This is a genomic window from Arthrobacter sp. NtRootA1 (assembly GCF_019976975.1).
Classification (GTDB): domain Bacteria; phylum Actinomycetota; class Actinomycetes; order Actinomycetales; family Micrococcaceae; genus Arthrobacter; species Arthrobacter aromaticivorans.
This window is the reverse complement of the sequence record NZ_AP024630.1, coordinates 2,063,813-2,079,744: the sequence shown is the minus strand read 5'-3', so window position 1 is coordinate 2,079,744 and position 15,932 is coordinate 2,063,813. Positions and strand designations below refer to the sequence as shown.

11 protein-coding genes are annotated in these 15,932 nt (G+C 58.8%); 8 read left to right on the top strand and 3 right to left on the bottom strand.

Features of this window, described 5'->3' with window-relative positions; genetic code table 11:
• Positions 1–20: 20 nt before the first annotated feature.
• From LDN90_RS09480 to LDN90_RS09470, 3 genes are all read right to left on the bottom strand, one after another.
• Positions 21–2,192 carry a glycogen debranching N-terminal domain-containing protein gene (locus tag LDN90_RS09480; protein ID WP_223948814.1) on the bottom strand — a complete coding sequence of 724 codons (2,172 nt, stop codon included), beginning with the start codon at positions 2,190–2,192 and terminating at the stop codon, positions 21–23.
• 710 nt (positions 2,193–2,902) lie between these two features.
• On the bottom strand, positions 2,903–3,127 hold the full coding sequence (locus LDN90_RS09475) for a hypothetical protein (protein ID WP_223948813.1): 225 nt from the start codon (positions 3,125–3,127) through the stop codon (positions 2,903–2,905).
• 1,402 nt (positions 3,128–4,529) lie between these two features.
• Positions 4,530–5,543 (bottom strand): Lrp/AsnC family transcriptional regulator, encoded by a 1,014-nt coding sequence (locus LDN90_RS09470; protein WP_223948812.1) that lies wholly within the window; start codon positions 5,541–5,543, stop codon positions 4,530–4,532.
• A gap of 144 nt (positions 5,544–5,687) precedes the next feature.
• Between LDN90_RS09470 and LDN90_RS09465 the strand changes: the two genes are divergently transcribed.
• The 8 genes from LDN90_RS09465 (at position 5,688) to LDN90_RS09430 (ending at position 15,916) form a co-directional block, all read left to right on the top strand.
• Positions 5,688–7,244, top strand: a complete 1,557-nt coding sequence (locus tag LDN90_RS09465) for an ABC transporter substrate-binding protein (protein ID WP_223948811.1) — start codon at positions 5,688–5,690, stop codon at positions 7,242–7,244.
• Between the two features lie 32 nt (positions 7,245–7,276).
• Positions 7,277–8,344, top strand: a complete 1,068-nt coding sequence (locus LDN90_RS09460; RefSeq protein WP_223948810.1) for an ABC transporter permease — start codon at positions 7,277–7,279, stop codon at positions 8,342–8,344.
• Positions 8,331–10,049, top strand: a complete 1,719-nt coding sequence (locus LDN90_RS09455) for a dipeptide/oligopeptide/nickel ABC transporter permease/ATP-binding protein (RefSeq protein ID WP_223948809.1) — start codon at positions 8,331–8,333, stop codon at positions 10,047–10,049. The genes LDN90_RS09460 and LDN90_RS09455 overlap by 14 nt, the downstream gene beginning before the upstream one ends.
• Positions 10,042–10,878 (top strand): ATP-binding cassette domain-containing protein, encoded by an 837-nt coding sequence (locus LDN90_RS09450; RefSeq protein ID WP_223948808.1) that lies wholly within the window; start codon positions 10,042–10,044, stop codon positions 10,876–10,878. Before LDN90_RS09455 ends, LDN90_RS09450 begins: the two co-directional genes overlap by 8 nt.
• A complete protein-coding gene (locus LDN90_RS09445; RefSeq protein ID WP_223948807.1) occupies positions 10,875–12,104 on the top strand; it encodes a M20 family metallopeptidase in 1,230 nt (409 codons plus the stop codon). The genes LDN90_RS09450 and LDN90_RS09445 overlap by 4 nt, the downstream gene beginning before the upstream one ends.
• 167 nt (positions 12,105–12,271) lie before the next feature.
• Positions 12,272–13,957: an ATP-dependent acyl-CoA ligase gene (locus LDN90_RS09440; RefSeq protein WP_223948806.1), complete on the top strand. Its 1,686-nt coding sequence runs from the start codon at positions 12,272–12,274 to the stop codon at positions 13,955–13,957.
• A 43-nt stretch (positions 13,958–14,000) separates the two neighbouring features.
• Positions 14,001–15,176, top strand: a complete 1,176-nt coding sequence (locus tag LDN90_RS09435) for a thiolase family protein (protein WP_223948805.1) — start codon at positions 14,001–14,003, stop codon at positions 15,174–15,176.
• Positions 15,173–15,916 carry a zinc ribbon domain-containing protein gene (locus tag LDN90_RS09430; RefSeq protein WP_223948804.1) on the top strand — a complete coding sequence of 248 codons (744 nt, stop codon included), beginning with the start codon at positions 15,173–15,175 and terminating at the stop codon, positions 15,914–15,916. The genes LDN90_RS09435 and LDN90_RS09430 overlap by 4 nt, the downstream gene beginning before the upstream one ends.
• The last annotated feature ends 16 nt before the right edge of the window (positions 15,917–15,932 follow it).

The window sequence follows — 15,932 nt, the reverse complement described above, 5'->3', positions numbered from 1 at the left end:
AGCCAGCTGCCCCGTAATCCCTAGCTTGCTCCTCGTGGCTGACCTTCCCCGAAAAGACGGGCCTGTTCGACCAGTTCCGTCATCCAGGGTCGATGGCCCTGTCGAAACGTCAGACCCTCAGGCAGGCCTTGAACGGTAGCCTGGGAACCGATGACGTCAATAGTGATGGGACCTCTGCCCGTCGGTGCGTTGATGATGTGCAGATCGCCAAATGACTCCGGAATAGCCGGGTCCATCCACAAGCCCCCTCGGGAAACATGGGCGTCGTAGCGCAGCAGGCTCATGACCAGGTGTATCGGCGTCGTGGCAGCCCACGCCTGGGGCGAACAAGCGGCGGGATAAGGTATGGGCTGCGGAAATTCATCCCGACCGAATCCGCAGAACAGCTCCGGAAGACGGCCATCCGAATACTCAGCCGCCTCAAACAGAGCTACGGCTATACGCTGTGCCTCGGCCACGAATCCATATCGCACGAGGCCGGTGGCTATGATCGCGTTGTCGTGCGGCCACACGGAACCATTGTGGTAACTCGCCGGGTTGAAGGCCCCCATGTCACTCGCCAAAGTCCGTACCCCCCAGCCACTGAACATTTCTGGCGACATCAGACGGTCGACAACGAGGGGCGCCTTATCCTTATCCACGATCCCCATCCACAGGCAGTGGCCCATGTTCGATGCGCAAGCGTCAACCTGCCGCTTCTTTGCATCCAGCGCAATCGCGTAATAGCCGCGATCCGGCATCCAGAACTGTTCGTTGAACTGCTTCTTGAGTCGCGCAGCCTTTTCCGCCAACTCGGACCCCAGAGAGTCATCGCCGGCGTCGTAAGCCATCCAAGCACGCGAAAGATATGCGATATAGACGTAGGCTTGGACTTCGCACAGTGCTATGGGAGGTTCCGCGAGAGTCCCATCGGCGAAGTTGATGCCGTCCCACGAGTCCTTCCAGCCCTGATTGATCAGTCCCCGCTCGTTAAGGCGCTCATATTCAACAAAGCCGTCACCGTCTTTGTCACCGTAATCGCGAATCCAGGACAGCGCGCGATCCGCATGCGGCAGCAGGGCAGCTACCGTATCGGAGGCAAAGCCCCAACGACTAAGCGCCCCAATGGTGTTCACGAAGAGGGGCGTGGCGTCCACACTGCCGTAGTAAACGGATTTACCACCCAATGACAATCCACTTGAGACACCGAGCCTGACTTCGTGAAGAATCTTTCCAGGTTCTTCCTCCGTCAGCGGGTCTACAGCCTTGCCCTGGCGATCGGCAAGGGTCTGCAAAGTGCCAAGGGCGAGAGAGGGGTCCACAGGAAGCGCCATCTCAGAAGCCCACAACGAGTCACGTCCAAACAGCGTCATGAACCAAGGGGCGCCAGCCGCCACAACAACCCGCTCCGGTTGATCAGGATCTTCAATCCTCAGAGCGCCCAGATCGTCATAGCTCCGCTGTAAAGTGCGTTCAACAGAACTGTTGCCCATACGCATTGCCGGGATCTTGGCTACCCACTCCTGTCGGCGGCGATCCTGGGGGGATAAGCCCTTTTCATCCGATCCTCTGAACGGTATTGACTCCCTTCCCTCAACTGCGGGGACAACGGTCAGTCCAGTGGTCCAGGAATCGCGCGGTGAAACGACCGCCTGATAAGTCACACTCCGAGGCTCGACGACAGCACCGGCGGTATTAAGGTCAACGCCCCTGCGGACCTCTTCCCAAGCCGCCCGAATTTGAAGTGAATTTTCGTTCGCTTGGTGGGTTTTGTCCCAGCGGTGCTGAATCCGCGCCTCCTTAACCTCGAAAAGATCAGCAAAATCCGCTTCTACGCTAAACCGAATGACACAATGGAACGGCTCCGACGAATAGTTGCGCACTGTGATCTGCTCCAACATTCCCTCACTCACCTCCCGCAGTCGTTCGACAATCAGAGAGCTGTCCGCATGGCCGTCGGTTCGAGGGACACGGCAAATAAACTGGGCCCTATAGGGTTCCTTTCCCCCCGCTGCCAGAGGCTCAAGAGCCAATCCGTTAATCGTGAGATTCCAGCAGGAGATGATCCGCGTGTCATGGACAAACAATCCGTGCGGAAGTGCCGGATCCATGTCCCCATTCGGAGAAGAGATACAGAAGGACGAACCCTCCACCAAGGTAACGGCTCCGGATCCGGGCGTACCTGCCAATGTATCGGCATTCCATCCAGCCACGTGCAGTCCCTTCAACGGCTGGTCAGTTGGGTGCCAACGGAGAACCTTCGAGTCCCGCTCAAGCCTTCGTCCTTCGTCGCTAAAATCGACGCTACGCCTGACTTCCTCCCGGCACCATAGCTCGATGAGGTGCGACTGAGGCTGGCAGTTTCCCCAGGACAAGATGGCATTCATGTGGGCATCCGACCCGCAGCGAGGGCCAGCCGCCGCACGAGGTTCGTTGTCCTGGTCGAGATGCTGTGGATGTGGCGGTAAGTTCCCACATGGGAGGTGAACGACCGCAAAGTCCCACGGCTAAACCCGTAATACATGGGAGCTGGCTACACTCCAACCGGACGTCAGACAGGGGCGGAAAGCTCGCCAAGATTAGGGCCGGAGGCGGGGCTTTCTGGACAGCGGGTGGAGAAGCTCTTGAATCCAAGCCTGACGCTATGAGGTCAGCGCGACAAATAGGTGCTTATCGGCCTATCAGCCTCAGACGTCAGCCTATGGCATCCCCGGCGCCTGCTGGTCCAATTGTGGACCTAAAGCCGAGGTAATTGGCTCAGCTGCTCGACAATACGACATCGTGCCGCCGAGCAGCACTCGTTCATACGTGCCACAGTCTGTTTACCGCTTTTGAGACAGGCTCGTAGCATTGTGCGCTCGGGACGTGGACAAGTGCTCTGGTAAACGATGATCCATTTCGCATTGGCGCTAGCTGGAGTCAGTCATGGCTTGTTCGAGCCGTCGCCGTGTTCGGGCGTAATTCCAAGGTCAAGCATTTCCAGCACGTCGCGGAGGGAGTCCCACAGATCCCAGTAATGGCCCGCGTAGAAGAATTCGGCCATCTCCGCGGGGCGGGCTGCTTCAAGCTCCTCAACAACTCGGGCTGCATCTTTTACTTTGATGAGGTCTTCATCACTGAGGATGAAATGGTGCTCAGGCTTGGCCATGGCGGGCTCCCTCGAGTTGTGTCAACCGGTGGCTGTTGACTCGTGCCACGGCTGCAACTTGTTCGTTGCGTGCAGTGAGCGAGATTTCGAAGGTTCGTATCCTCGTTGAGCGCAGTCATATCCGATTCGTCGATCATGGTGTTAGTGAGAGTGGTGTCAGGTCCTACCTTCGCTTCCGAATGGCAACCGATGACGGCTGATAGTTTGAGTTCGAGTTTAGGGATCTGTTCACGGAGTCACCTGGTGATTGCCAAGCTGTTGGCAGACCGTCCTGTTCATAGTCCTCATCTACAAGGCAGTTGTAGCAACCATGCCCGGTGTCCTAATAGCGGAGCAACATTAAAACACGCTAGCTTACTAAAGCCGGGAGCTTTGAACCCTTGCAATCCGCTACTGTAAAACGACTCTCAAAGAAACCCCTGTCCCCTGCCCTTCGATCTCTTTGACTACGTCGGCATACTGACAACAGGTGGCGCTGCGAGCAGTACTCGCCGCAGGTGGCAGCACGCCTGCCACCTGGGCTGCCTTTCGCTTCACACCTCTGGCCCTCGACGGCACTGCGTGTCTGTACCCCCCGGGGGGGAATGCGCTCGCACGTGACTGAATCCGAAACATGCGTCCCAAAACTATGGCCCTGAAAGCCATAGGCGCGTCGCCGACGCCTGCAGGACCAATGACCCGCAGCAGTCATGACCAGTCCGCGCAGCAGAAGTAGCGGCCGCAGCTCATGTCGTGAGCGCTTGTCCGTGCCCATGAAGGTGTGAGCCCGAAGTACCCAAAGGCAGGGCGGACACCATGAAAACTATAAACCGATATAAGTGTGCACAAAATGTGCACACCGTTTGGCAGGACATAACTGCCCACCGGACAGACTCGGGCACCGACGCGCACTCAAGACACCAAACAAATCCCGAGGCAATCTCCTCCAAATCATGTCGACACCACAACCAGAATCCATGAAGTGTTGAGCGGCCAACAGGGGCCGCCGGAACACCCAGGAAAGGACACAAATTGACCGCAGATCCCAGCAAGCGGAGCGCCCACCAGCCAAGACGCTGAGCCCGCTCCCACACCCAAACCGAACAGGCCGCACCCGGCGGCCAGGCACCAGCCGGGACGATGAGGCAGAGGCACTTGTCAAGCTTTGTACACACTTAAAAGCAAAAACCCCTCTGACGAGGGGTTATGCCGTGCCCGAGGTGGGACTCGAACGCGATTCCAGGCCTTGCTATCACTGGGATCCCGCGGAAACAAGCGGAATCCTGGCCAGTCCGGCGGCTGTACGATCCGGTCCGGGGCGATAAGTGTGGACATTGTCCACACTCTCTCTTTGCTCATTTGTTCCACGCACACGCAGCTGTGCTCCACTTAGCTTCTGAGTCACAGGCCGTTTCTTTCCCGATCAAATCTCCAGAACGTTCTCGTTTCCATCCAATGGCACAAACCTCCGGTGACTGCTGTCGACGTCGAGAATATGCCCCAACCTCTTCGCGATCCTGGGAACAATCCAGCGGTCATGGATTTCAATATGAGGATACGCAGATGTAATCCGGTGCTCGATGTTGTCCAACTCTTCCAGGTCATGAAGCCACAGAAGGACGGCCAGGTTTGCCTGCCCTGTCACCAAGGCGCAGAACCTGGCCTGATTCAATCTTGTCAGGGAGTCCACCACCCGGTCTTGGTCTGTCCTGTTGACGTTCAGCCACAACACAGCCGCCGCAGACCAACCCATCAACTGCTGCGCGAAATCCACCTGCCAACGAACCCAGTCGGCGGAAAGCACCGCGTCAATGTCCCGCGCTACAACAGCAATTGACCTGCCCGTCTCGGCTTGGACCTCGGCCGCTGTTCGTCGGGCATCGGTACGCAGGGCCCTAATAATCTCCTGGTAGGACGCTTTGCGTTCCACGTTCTTCGCCGGGGGCCTCAAATTCTCGAGGGCCTTCACCTGGGCAGGGCTAAGCGCCTGAAGGCGCCAGCTTGAACCTTCGAAGAACACCTTGCGCAGGTAGTGGGTCTGGGTGGCAATTATCCCTGGGATTGACGCTATGTGCTCATCAACGTAGAGATCTGTCTCGACAAGACTGGGAGTCGAGATCAGCACGAACAAATCCCGCGATCCAGACGTGCAGTTGACACTGAAGATTGGGGGCTTGTCTGCCAGCTCCTCGATAACCTCACTGCGACGGCCGGACACGCAGCGAATCTCTACGAGCGCGGAGACACCACCATTGCGCGTCTTCGGCGCACCACTGTCATAGCACGTCATCCATGCCCGTCGTTCGGAAATCAAAGTGCTCCACCGCCGGGAGATCGTGGAAGCATCCACCGCCAGCACCTTGCTGAGCTGGGCCCAGGAAACTCGAGGGTGGATCTGCAGTGCGTGAATAATTTGGAAATCCAGAGCGTCCGCCATGAACAGGATCATGCGCCGATATAGCCATTAATAGCAATATCTTGCACGTGTGTGACATAAAACACCCCTTACGTGGCGGCTCACCTAGGCTTGAAAGCACATTCCTTGGGCCTCGGCTTAAGTACCCCATCTAGGAGAGATCGAATGCACCACCGCGCGTATTTTTCAGTCGCCGCCGTTACCGCGGCCGCCTTCGTAATTTCCGGCTGCAGTGGCGGCGCCAACAGCGACGCATCGGCCACGACGGACACCGTGAATATGTCTCTCACCACCGATCCCTCATCCTTTGACCCCACGCTCGCACGAGGTGCGGATGACTACACAGTCGCTCCGCTGCTTTTCGACACTCTCCTTCGCAAGGACGACGGTGGAGCGTTGGTCGGGGGGCTGGCCAGCAAGTGGGAAGCCATCGATGCGTCCAACTACTCGCTCCAGATCCGGGGCGATGCGAAGTGTTCAGATGGAACACCCATCACCCCGACCGTGGTGGCGGCTTCCCTCGGCCGATTCGCATCGCCGGAGACCGGCTCATCCGGCCGGTCCCTCGCATTTGGAGCCGCCAAACCCACCTTCGCCGCGGACGACGCCTCAGGCACCGTCAAGGTGACGTTGTCAGCCGGTTGGTCTGACTTCCTCACGGGACTGGCTCTGCCTCAATCAGCCATCGTTTGTCCGGCCGGTCTCACTGACCTCAAGGGCTTGTCCGCTGGTACGGTGCAGGGCGCCTTCTCTGGGCCCTACACCCTGAAGTCTGCCCAGCCGGCCGTCAAGTACGAGTTCGCGCTCCGGGACGACTACAGCGCATGGCCCACGTTCAGCAAACCTTTGGAGGGCACTCCGGCCAAAAACCTGGTCTTCACACCGATTAGCGAGTACTCCACAATCGCCACCCAGTTACTCGCTGGAAGCTTGGACATCGGAGGTGTAGCCGACGAAAACGTTGCCCGTTTTAAGGACAACGATGGATTCACCCAGCAAAGCGCCGCGAACAACACTACGTACATACTTTTCAACGAACGCCCGGGCACCGCTTTTGCTGACAAACCCGACCTTCGAAAGGCAGTCGCCCAGACGATCGACCCGAAGGCGTTCAGCGATATCATCAGCGACTCGAGGGGAAAGCCGATCCTGTCTGTCGGATCGGAAAACATCAAGTGCGTCAACACGGACACCTCCCTGATCACGCCTCTTGACCCTGCGGCCGCAGCCAAGGTTCTGGCCGGAGTCAAGATCCGCATTGTGGGCACTACCTTCCTGACGGAAGGAAACGAGTACGTAGCCGAAGCCCTCCGCAAAGCAGGGGCCGACGTGGATGTTAAGTCACTGGATAACGGTGCATGGTCCGCGCTGACGGGCAAGGGCGGCACGGAGTGGGATATCAACGTCCAAGGCGACAACAACCTGATGGGCACCCTGCCTTCTTCTCTGCTCCGGGTGATGGGTCCACCTGCTGAGTCGGGCGGTCGCAACAAAACCGGTGCCGTCAACGACGAAGGTTACGCGGCCCTCACTGCAGGCATGAACGCCGTTGATGCGGACGAACAATGCGCCGCGTTCAAGAAGGCGCAGGCTTCCTTCCTGGAGCGTGTCGACGCCGTCCCCCTGGCCACGCTGCCTTTCGTCACCGTCGCTGCCAAAGGATTCAGCATTCGCCAGTTTGGCGAGTACATGGACCCCGCCACGATCCGGATCAATAAATAGCAGTTCCGTCCCAGTTTGAAAGCAGCTTAGAGATGACTGAATTCACAAACCGGGGGGTGCAGACTTCAGAGGCCGTTGTCCTCGAAGCATTTCCACCACCCAACGCTGTGCGGAGACCGTCCAGGGCAATGCATCCTTGGCTGTCATTCGCCATCCGGCGCGGAGCGAGCCTCATCGTCACATTCCTGGCTTTGGTGGTGGTGTCTTTCCTGATCGTCCAACTCATTCCTGGCGATCCGGCATTCGCCATCGCCGGTGCCAACGCCGACCTTGCCGACGTTGAGCGGGTTCGTCAGGAACTGGGCCTCGATCTTCCCCTCGGTCAGCAGTTCATGACCTACATCGGCCAAGTGTTGTCCGGTGATCTGGGAACATCATTCATATACCGCCAGCCTGTGTCCACCGTCATTTTGAGCCGTTTGCCCTTCACAGCAACCATTGCAGTCGCAGGCATTGTCACAGTCCTGTTGATCGCCGTCCCGCTGGGCATGATGGTTGGACTGCTTACCCGGTCCGGCAAGCGAAGCTGGTTGGATACCGGGTTCGGTGTCATCACGGGCTTCCTGGATTCCATCCCGGGATACATTGTGGCTACCTTCCTTGTGATTCTCTTCGCTTTGGGCATTGGAATTTTCCCGATGCTTCCACCCGCATACTCCACCAGAATGGTGGCTGAATCTTTCGTGCTCCCGGTGGCCGCACTCGTCATAGGCCCGATTTGCACCGTGTCCAGAGTGGTGAGGCGCGAAACTGCAGTCGTCCTGGAAAACGACTACATGCGGACAGCGCGAGGATGGCGACTTCCGGCATCCAAGCAGTACGTGAAGTGGGCGCTTCCCAACTTGCTGACCACGACGCTCACGCTGAGCGGACTGATCTTCAGCGGAATGATAGGCGGAGCCATTGTTATCGAGTCCGTGTTCGCACTCCCGGGTCTTGGCACGGGAATCATCAAAGCAATTCTTGACCGCGACTATCCGGTCATTCAAGGCATGGTCATCGTCATCGGCATGATCGCCGCAGCGATCAATTTGCTGGTGGACGTCGTGCTTGGCCTCATTGACTCCCGAAATCTTGGAGGTAGCCATGCAAACGCGTAGCAGACGCACTACATGGAACGCAGGGCTGGTTTCCGGCCTGCTGCTCTTCCTGGCCATAGTCGTAATCGCCGCCATCGCGCCTATCGCCTTCGGAAGTGCCGCGGAAGAATCCGGAGCACGCCAAGGGCCATCGGCAGACCACTGGCTTGGAACCGACACCGCCGGACACGACATGCTGCTCCGCAGTCTGGTCGCAACCCGGCTGACGCTGCTCATGACGATCGGCGCCACAGCGATCGCGGTCGTGGCAGGCGTGCTGCTGGGTACCGGCGTCTGGCTCATGAGAGGCAGAACCAGGGAGGTGTGCCTGAGAGTGATCGATGGCATGGTGGCCTTTCCGGCCCTGCTTTTGGCACTCGTCGTAGCCGCGGTCCTGGGGGCAGGAGGCTCCTCCGCCGTCGTGGCAATCGGCATTGCCGGCATCCCGTACTTCGCGCGCCTCACCGGCAACCTGGCGGCCAAGGTGTCCCAGCAGGACTACATCACCACCGCCCGCCTGCTCGGAGTCAAGAACACCCGCATCGTGCTGAAGCACATGCTGCCGAACATGGCCGAGCCCCTACTGGTTCTTTCCGCATCGACGTTTGCACAGTCGCTCACCGCAATCTCCGCACTTTCGTTCGTAGGCTTGGGCGTGCAGTCACCAGCGTATGACTGGGGCAAGCTCCTCAATGAAGCGCTCCCTTCGCTTCTGGCGGGCCGCCCTTATCAAATGGTGGGTCCGGCCTCTCTGATCATCATCACAGGCATCGCAGCGATACTCATCGGCGACGGCCTTGCCGCCATGGCTAATCCGCGGTCCTCTACCAAGCGTGCACCTGCACTGACCGTTCCCAGCGGAAGTGTCCTACAGCAGGACGACGACAGAAGTTACGTGGCCACGATTAAAGACCTTCAGATCTCCGCAGGAGGGGTGCCATTGGTGAAGGGGGTTTCCCTGGGAATCAAAGAGGGCGAGATTCTCGGAATCGTGGGTGAAAGCGGCTCAGGCAAAACGTTGACAGCCATGGCACTGGCAAGACTACTCCCGGACGGCCTCTCCTCGCAGGCGTCGAAGTTGACTGTTGATGGTCTGGACCTCCTTGGTGCAGTGCCCGCACGTCGCATGGCTGAGACTGTTGCGCTGGTCTACCAAGACCCAGGCTCAACATTCAACCCCTCCCTGCGCATGGGGACGCAACTCACCGAGGTACTGACAACGCACAAGAACTGGACAAAGGCGAAGGCCCGCCAGCGAATTCTTGAATCACTCCGCATGGTCAGAATGACTCAGCCTGAGCTGCGGATGAAACAGCACCCCCATGAGCTGTCAGGTGGCATGCGGCAGCGGGCAATGATCGCCGCCGCTCTGTCGAATGAACCCCGATTGATCATCGCTGACGAACCCACCACGGCCCTGGACGTCACTGTGCAGGCCGACATTCTCCGGGAGCTCAAACGCATCAACAGGGATTACAAGACCTCCATGATGTTCATTTCCCACGACATAGGTGTCGTTCGAGCCCTCTGCGACCGGGTTCTCGTCATGTATCGCGGCGAGATCGTAGAAACAATCGATGCCTCCAACCTCACCGAGGTACAGGTTCAGCATGAATACACCAAGGCCCTGTTGGCTGCAACGCCGGACATGAGCGATCCATTGCCTGTACGCCAGCGCGCCGTCCCAGTCTCTACAGACTCTACCGAGGGAGTGCTCCATGTCTGAAGCCCAGGATGTCATCCAAATCAAGGACCTCGATGTGAAATATGGCTGGGGACGGAACTCGGTCCAAGTCCTTCACGGGGTCTCCCTAAACGTTCCCGCTGGGTGCACGGTGGGCGTCGTAGGCGAGTCAGGATCAGGCAAATCAACGCTCGCCAAGACCTTGGTTGGGACTCTCACGCCAACCCGCGGGACTGTGATGATCGACGGCGTGAATGTCTCGTCCGTGCGTGGCGCTGAACGCCTGAAACTCAGGAGGAAGGTACTGCAGATGATTCCGCAAGATCCCTTCTCCTCCCTCAACCCACGGCACACCATCGGTGAAGCCCTGGCCGAAGCCTTGGACCCCCGCCATGCAAACGTGAAAAAGCACCGCGGCGTCATCGCCGAATGGCTGGAGCGAGTCAAGATTCCCGCGGAAGCTATGTACCGGTACCCCCATGAATTTTCCGGTGGGCAACGGCAACGCGTGGCCATTGCACGTGGCCTGATTCCCGAGCCCACCGTAGTGATCGCGGATGAAATTACATCAGCCCTCGACGTATCAGTCCAAGCCGAGATACTCAGTCTGATCGCAAACCTGCGGCGGGATCTGAACCTGACAATGATCTTTATTTCCCACAATCTCGCGGTGGTTCGGCAGGTCAGCGATGAGGTGGCCGTCATGTACCAAGGCCAAGTGGTGGAACATGGCCGCACGTCGGAGCTATTCAGTAGCCCTCAGCATTCTTACACTCAGTCGCTGCTCAGGGCCGTACCTGGAACCCCCGAATTTTCCATTGATCCTGGAATCACGGAGCCAACGTCGCACGAGAATCGAGCAATCGCATGATCAACGCATCCAACGTCCACGGGGTCCTACCACGCTTCGGACACAACGACGAAAGCCTTCTGCGTGCTGAACTCGAGGAAATCGGGGATGTCCTGCTGGACATAAGCCATGCTATTCACGCGCATCCTGAGACGAGGTTTGAGGAGTACTTTGCCTCGAAACTCTTGGTGGACAAGCTCAACTCAGAGGGCTTCCTGGTCACGCAGAGCCTGGCTGACCTGCCGACGGCCTTTCGTGCAGAGTACACAACCGGTGAAGGGGGCCCCACGTTGGCGTTCTTCTGTGAGTACGACGCCTTGGAAGAGATCGGGCACGGTTGCGGTCACAACATAGTCGCCGCAGCCAGCATTGGCGCAGCGTTACTCACGAAGGACTGGTTGACTCAAAACCCGGAATGGACAGGCCGGATAGTCGTCATCGGTAGCCCCGGCGAGGAGGGCGGAGGTGGAAAAGCCCTGCTCCTGGACAGTCAGTGCTTGGACGGTATCGATGCTGCGATGTTGATCCATCCGGAGGGCTACACGTTGTCTGCCATGACCACGCTGGCCCGTTCCATGCTGGACTTCAACTTCCGCGGCAAGGCCGCACACGCAGCTGTAAGCCCGGAAAAAGGTATTAACGCTCTTGACGCATCCGTGCTGACTCTCACAGCCATAGGTTTGCTGCGTCAACAATTGCCCTCGGATGTCCGGGTGCACGCGATCGTCACCCATGGTGGTGATGTGCCCAACATCATTCCCGAAACTGCTTCCATCCGCGCATTCGTCCGAGCCCCGGACACGAAACTCCTCATGGAAAACCTCGTTCCCCGGGTGACCAACTGCGCCAAGGGAGCCGCCTTGGCCACGGGAGCAACAGTCGAGATCACATCGTCGGCGCCGCCGTATGCCGCCATGAAGCCGAATGCAGTCCTTGCCCGTTTGGTCGAGTCAAACTTCGTTCGAGTGGGCCGGACGCCCGAGCCGCCCCTCACTGAAGTTTTGCCTGGGTCGACTGACATGGGAAACGTCAGCCAGTTCATACCGTCAATACACCCCGTCATCGAGCTGGAGGCGGGCATTGGTCTCCACAGCCGGGAAGCTTCGGCTCTTGCGGGCAGCTCACAGGGAGATCGGGCCGTTCTGGACGGTGCTTTGGTCCTGGCCATGACAGCAGTACAACTGTTTAGTTCCCCGGACCTGGTCCATGAAATGAAGGCCTCCTTCGCTGAAGGGAACGCGTCGTGAAACACAAAGCGCTGATCCCCTAGGTTCCCGCCCTCAGTAGCGGCCTGGTCCAGTCACTTCCGTGAGCTGGCGAACCCTGCCGCGCGCTCCTTCCTGCCCAAATTCCCCCTTGAACCAGCCGGATATATCGATATCGCAGGCACTGCAACGACTAAAAGGCATGAGCAATGAAACCTCTGGAACCACAAGCACAAGACCACGAAACAGGCCAGACGATGACATCAGAGCTGAAAGTGGCTGGCGGTGAACCATGGATTGGCTTGGCCGATGCATTTCCACCCGGTGAGCGCACTGTACCCGCCATGCTCCTGGCCCAAGCAGCCCTCTACGGCGAACGAACATTGTGCTCCTTTGACTCTGCAGACGTTTCCTTCAACCAAGCAGTCTCACTGGCCCAACGTGGGGCCGCAGCCCTTGAATTCGCCGGCGTCAAAAAGGGTGACCGCATCGCACTCTTCTGCGGAAATCGTCCCGAATTCCTCGAAGTGTTCCTGGGAGCAGCCTGGCTGGGCGCCATCACAGTCCCCTTGAACACAGCGTCCAAAGGGGCACAACTTCAACATATTCTAGGAAATTCCGAAGCCCGCCTCCTCATCAGCGAATCAGAATTTCTCAACCGGCTGACGGCTGTTTCCATCACCGCCACGAAGCTTGAGCGCATCCTGACCATCCCCAACGACGAGGACCACCCAGCCCTGGACACGCCGCTTGAGACAGCACGGTGGACCATCCCGCAGCAATCCGTTTCCAGGCCGTCCGAAATACACCCAAATGAACCGCTGGCCATCCTTTACACCTCCGGGACAACTGGCCTGTCCAAGGGCGTTCTCTGCCCCCACGCCCAGTACTTCTGGTGGGCCGCGAACAGCGCCAAGGTCCTGGAACTGGAGGAAGGGGACGTGTTACTGACAACCCTCCCGCTCTTTCATGTCAACGCATTGAGCGCCTTCTTCCAGGCGCTGATCACCGGCTCCACGCTCGTCATCAAGAAACGGTTCTCCGCGTCCGGATTCCTCGAATCCCTGCGCGACAGCAAAGCAACGGTGACGTACCTCCTGGGCGCAATGGTTCCCATCTTGCTATCGACCCCCTCCACGGACCGGGACAGAGAACACCACTTGCGCACAGTCCTCGCACCAGGAGTGCCGGCAGCGGCCGCCACCGCCTTTGCCAGCAGATTCGGGGTGGAGCTCATCGATGGTTTCGCATCCACTGAGACCAACTTCGTCATTGGATCGCCGTCCAGCCAAAAGCGGTTAGGAACCATGGGGAAAGTCCGGCCGGGCTTCTACGCAAAAGTCGTCGACGAACTCGACAACGAGCTTGAACCAGGCGTGCCCGGTGAATTGATTCTCCGGGCCGAGGACCCTTTTGCCTTCGCCACGGGCTACTTCGGGATGCCGGACAAAACGGTGGAAGCATGGCGGAACCTCTGGTTGCACACCGGCGACCGCGTTATCTGCGATGAGGACGGATACTTCCGCTTCGTGGATCGGATCAAGGACGTCATCCGCCGGAGAGGTGAGAATATCTCCTCCTACGAAGTTGAGCAGGCCATTTCCCTTCACCCATCAGTGAAGACGGCCGCAGTGTTCCCCGTCCAGTCGGAACTCGCAGAAGACGACGTCATGTGTGCAGTGGTTCTTCGTGACGACGCCTGCCTGTCTGCCGAGGAATTGTTGGATCATTGCCAGCAACTGATCTCCTACTTCTCGGTTCCGCGCTATGTCGACTTTGTCGAGTCACTGCCGGTTACCGAGAATGGCAAAATCAAGAAATTCCAACTGCGCGAAGCCGGAATTACGCGGACCACTTGGGACAGGGAACAGCACGGATACATCGTCAAGCGTTGACGACTGATGTCAGAGCCCATTCCCCATCTAAGAAAGTTGCAGCATGCCCTCCCCACGAATGAAGTACGACGGCGTCGCCGTCGCTGTGCCGGTCACAGTTCCGTACGAGAGGTTTTCGGACAAGTCAGCGCAATGGTGGATCGCCCGAGCGCTCAAGATGCTGCTGGACGGTTCCGGGCTTGGGAAGGACCAGATCGATGGCCTGGCGTTGTCCAGCTTCACGTTAACGCCCGACACCCCGGTCAGTGTCACCCAGCACCTTGGTTTGTCTCCTCGGTGGTTGGACGGAATCGCCCTAGGTGGTGCTTCCGGGGTGGTGGCATTGCGGAGGGCCGCCCGGGCAGTCCAAACCGGGGACGCCAGCGTAGTCGCCTGCGTCGCCGCGGATACGAATCGCCCTGAATCGTTCCGAAGCCTGGTAACCAGCTTCAGCAGGTTCGCCCAGGACGCGTCCTATCCCTACGGCGGCGCGGGCCCCAATGCGAGCTTCGCACTGCTCACCGACTACTACATGCGCACCTACGGCGCCACGGCGGAGGACTTTGGAAAACTTGCTGTCTCGCAGAGGGCGAATGCTTCCGCCACACCGTGGTCATTGCTTCAAAAGCCACTGACGCTAAAAAACTACCTCGACGCGCGGCCCATTGCGGATCCTCTCCGACTTTTCGACTGTGTGATGCCGTGTGCGGGCGCCGAGGCGTTCCTGGTCATGCGGGACGACATGGCCCAAGACCTTGGTATTCCTCACGCCCGCATCATGGGTACTATCGAACGCCACAACGCCTTCTCCGAAGACGTGGTCCAGGACAAGGGTGGCTGGTCAGTGGATGCCGCTGAGCTCTGGTCCAGCGCTGGCGTTGGACCAAAAGATACCGACTTCGTCCAGACCTACGACGATTATCCTGTCATCTCGATGCTCCAGTTTGAGGATCTTGGTTTCTGCGGTAAAGGCGAAGGACCGGACTTTGTACGGGCCCATGATTTCGGGGTTGGTGGCACCTTTCCCCACAACACCTCTGGCGGGCAACTCTCTACAGGGCAAGCCGGAGCAGCCGGAGGACACTTGGGATTGGTGGAAGGCCTCCGCCAACTCACCGGCGCTGCTCCAAACCCAGTCCACTTAGTGAACGGAATCGGGCTGGTTTCGGGATTCGGAATGATCAATTACGATCGCGGCCTCTGTTCCGCGGCCGCCATCCTCTCAAGGAGCAGCTCATGACGACACTCAGCGATTCGCGCCCCCCGCATGCACGCAGCGCGGCAGCAGCGGGGCTGATCCGCGGCGCCGCAACCGGGCGTTTCATCCTTCAACGATGCCAGGACTGCAGCAACGTTCAGTACCCACCCCGGGACGCCTGCCATAATTGCCTCGGCACCGAATTGGCCTGGGAAGACGTTGACCGCCAAGGCCTCTTGTCGGCGAAAACCACGATTCAGGCAAGCAACGAACCTTACTTCCAGAAAAGACTGCCGTGGACAGTTGGCATTGTGGCCTCAGCTGAGGGTCCCTCCATCGTGGCGCACCTCTTGCCAGGTTGCGTGGCAGGCGAACCAGTAGTGATGGATCTCCGCTTGGATGCAGCCGGACGCGGCGTGGTGGTGGCCCAGCCAGCTACCACACACCTTGGCTCCTTGGCCGCAAACTCCAGGCCTTTGGAGGATGACTTCTTTCAAGACCCAAAAAACAAGCGGCTGCTGGTTACTGACGGATGCTCGACGCTGGGCCACTTCGTCATCGCCGGTCTCTTGAGCCGTGGCGTCACCACCGTGACCGCGGGCTGTCCGGGAAGTGACGGCATCTGCCCGGAACACGAGCAGAGCGACCGCGTGAACTGGGTCAGAGTAGCCACAGATTATGCCTGGCCATCCGAGGAGTGGTATCTGGCCGCCCAGCTCCCGAACCCGAAAGGTACTGGCGACGGTCATGCTTTCGACGCCGTCTTCGACACCACGGCCTGAAGATGCCACTCCCCTG

Bases quoted from the DNA above. Each gene is read 5' to 3' on its own strand.
- LDN90_RS09475 (WP_223948813.1), bottom strand. From the start codon at position 3,127: ATGGCCAAGCCTGAGCACCATTTCATCCTCAGTGATGAAGACCTCATC.
- LDN90_RS09465 (WP_223948811.1), top strand. From the start codon at position 5,688: ATGCACCACCGCGCGTATTTTTCAGTCGCCGCCGTTACCGCGGCCGCC.
- LDN90_RS09435 (WP_223948805.1), top strand. From the start codon at position 14,001: ATGCCCTCCCCACGAATGAAGTACGACGGCGTCGCCGTCGCTGTGCCG.
- LDN90_RS09470 (WP_223948812.1), bottom strand. From the start codon at position 5,543: ATGGCGGACGCTCTGGATTTCCAAATTATTCACGCACTGCAGATCCAC.
- LDN90_RS09460 (WP_223948810.1), top strand. From the start codon at position 7,277: ATGACTGAATTCACAAACCGGGGGGTGCAGACTTCAGAGGCCGTTGTC.
- LDN90_RS09445 (WP_223948807.1), top strand. From the start codon at position 10,875: ATGATCAACGCATCCAACGTCCACGGGGTCCTACCACGCTTCGGACAC.
- LDN90_RS09430 (WP_223948804.1), top strand. From the start codon at position 15,173: ATGACGACACTCAGCGATTCGCGCCCCCCGCATGCACGCAGCGCGGCA.
- LDN90_RS09450 (WP_223948808.1), top strand. From the start codon at position 10,042: ATGTCTGAAGCCCAGGATGTCATCCAAATCAAGGACCTCGATGTGAAA.
- LDN90_RS09440 (WP_223948806.1), top strand. From the start codon at position 12,272: ATGAAACCTCTGGAACCACAAGCACAAGACCACGAAACAGGCCAGACG.
- LDN90_RS09455 (WP_223948809.1), top strand. From the start codon at position 8,331: ATGCAAACGCGTAGCAGACGCACTACATGGAACGCAGGGCTGGTTTCC.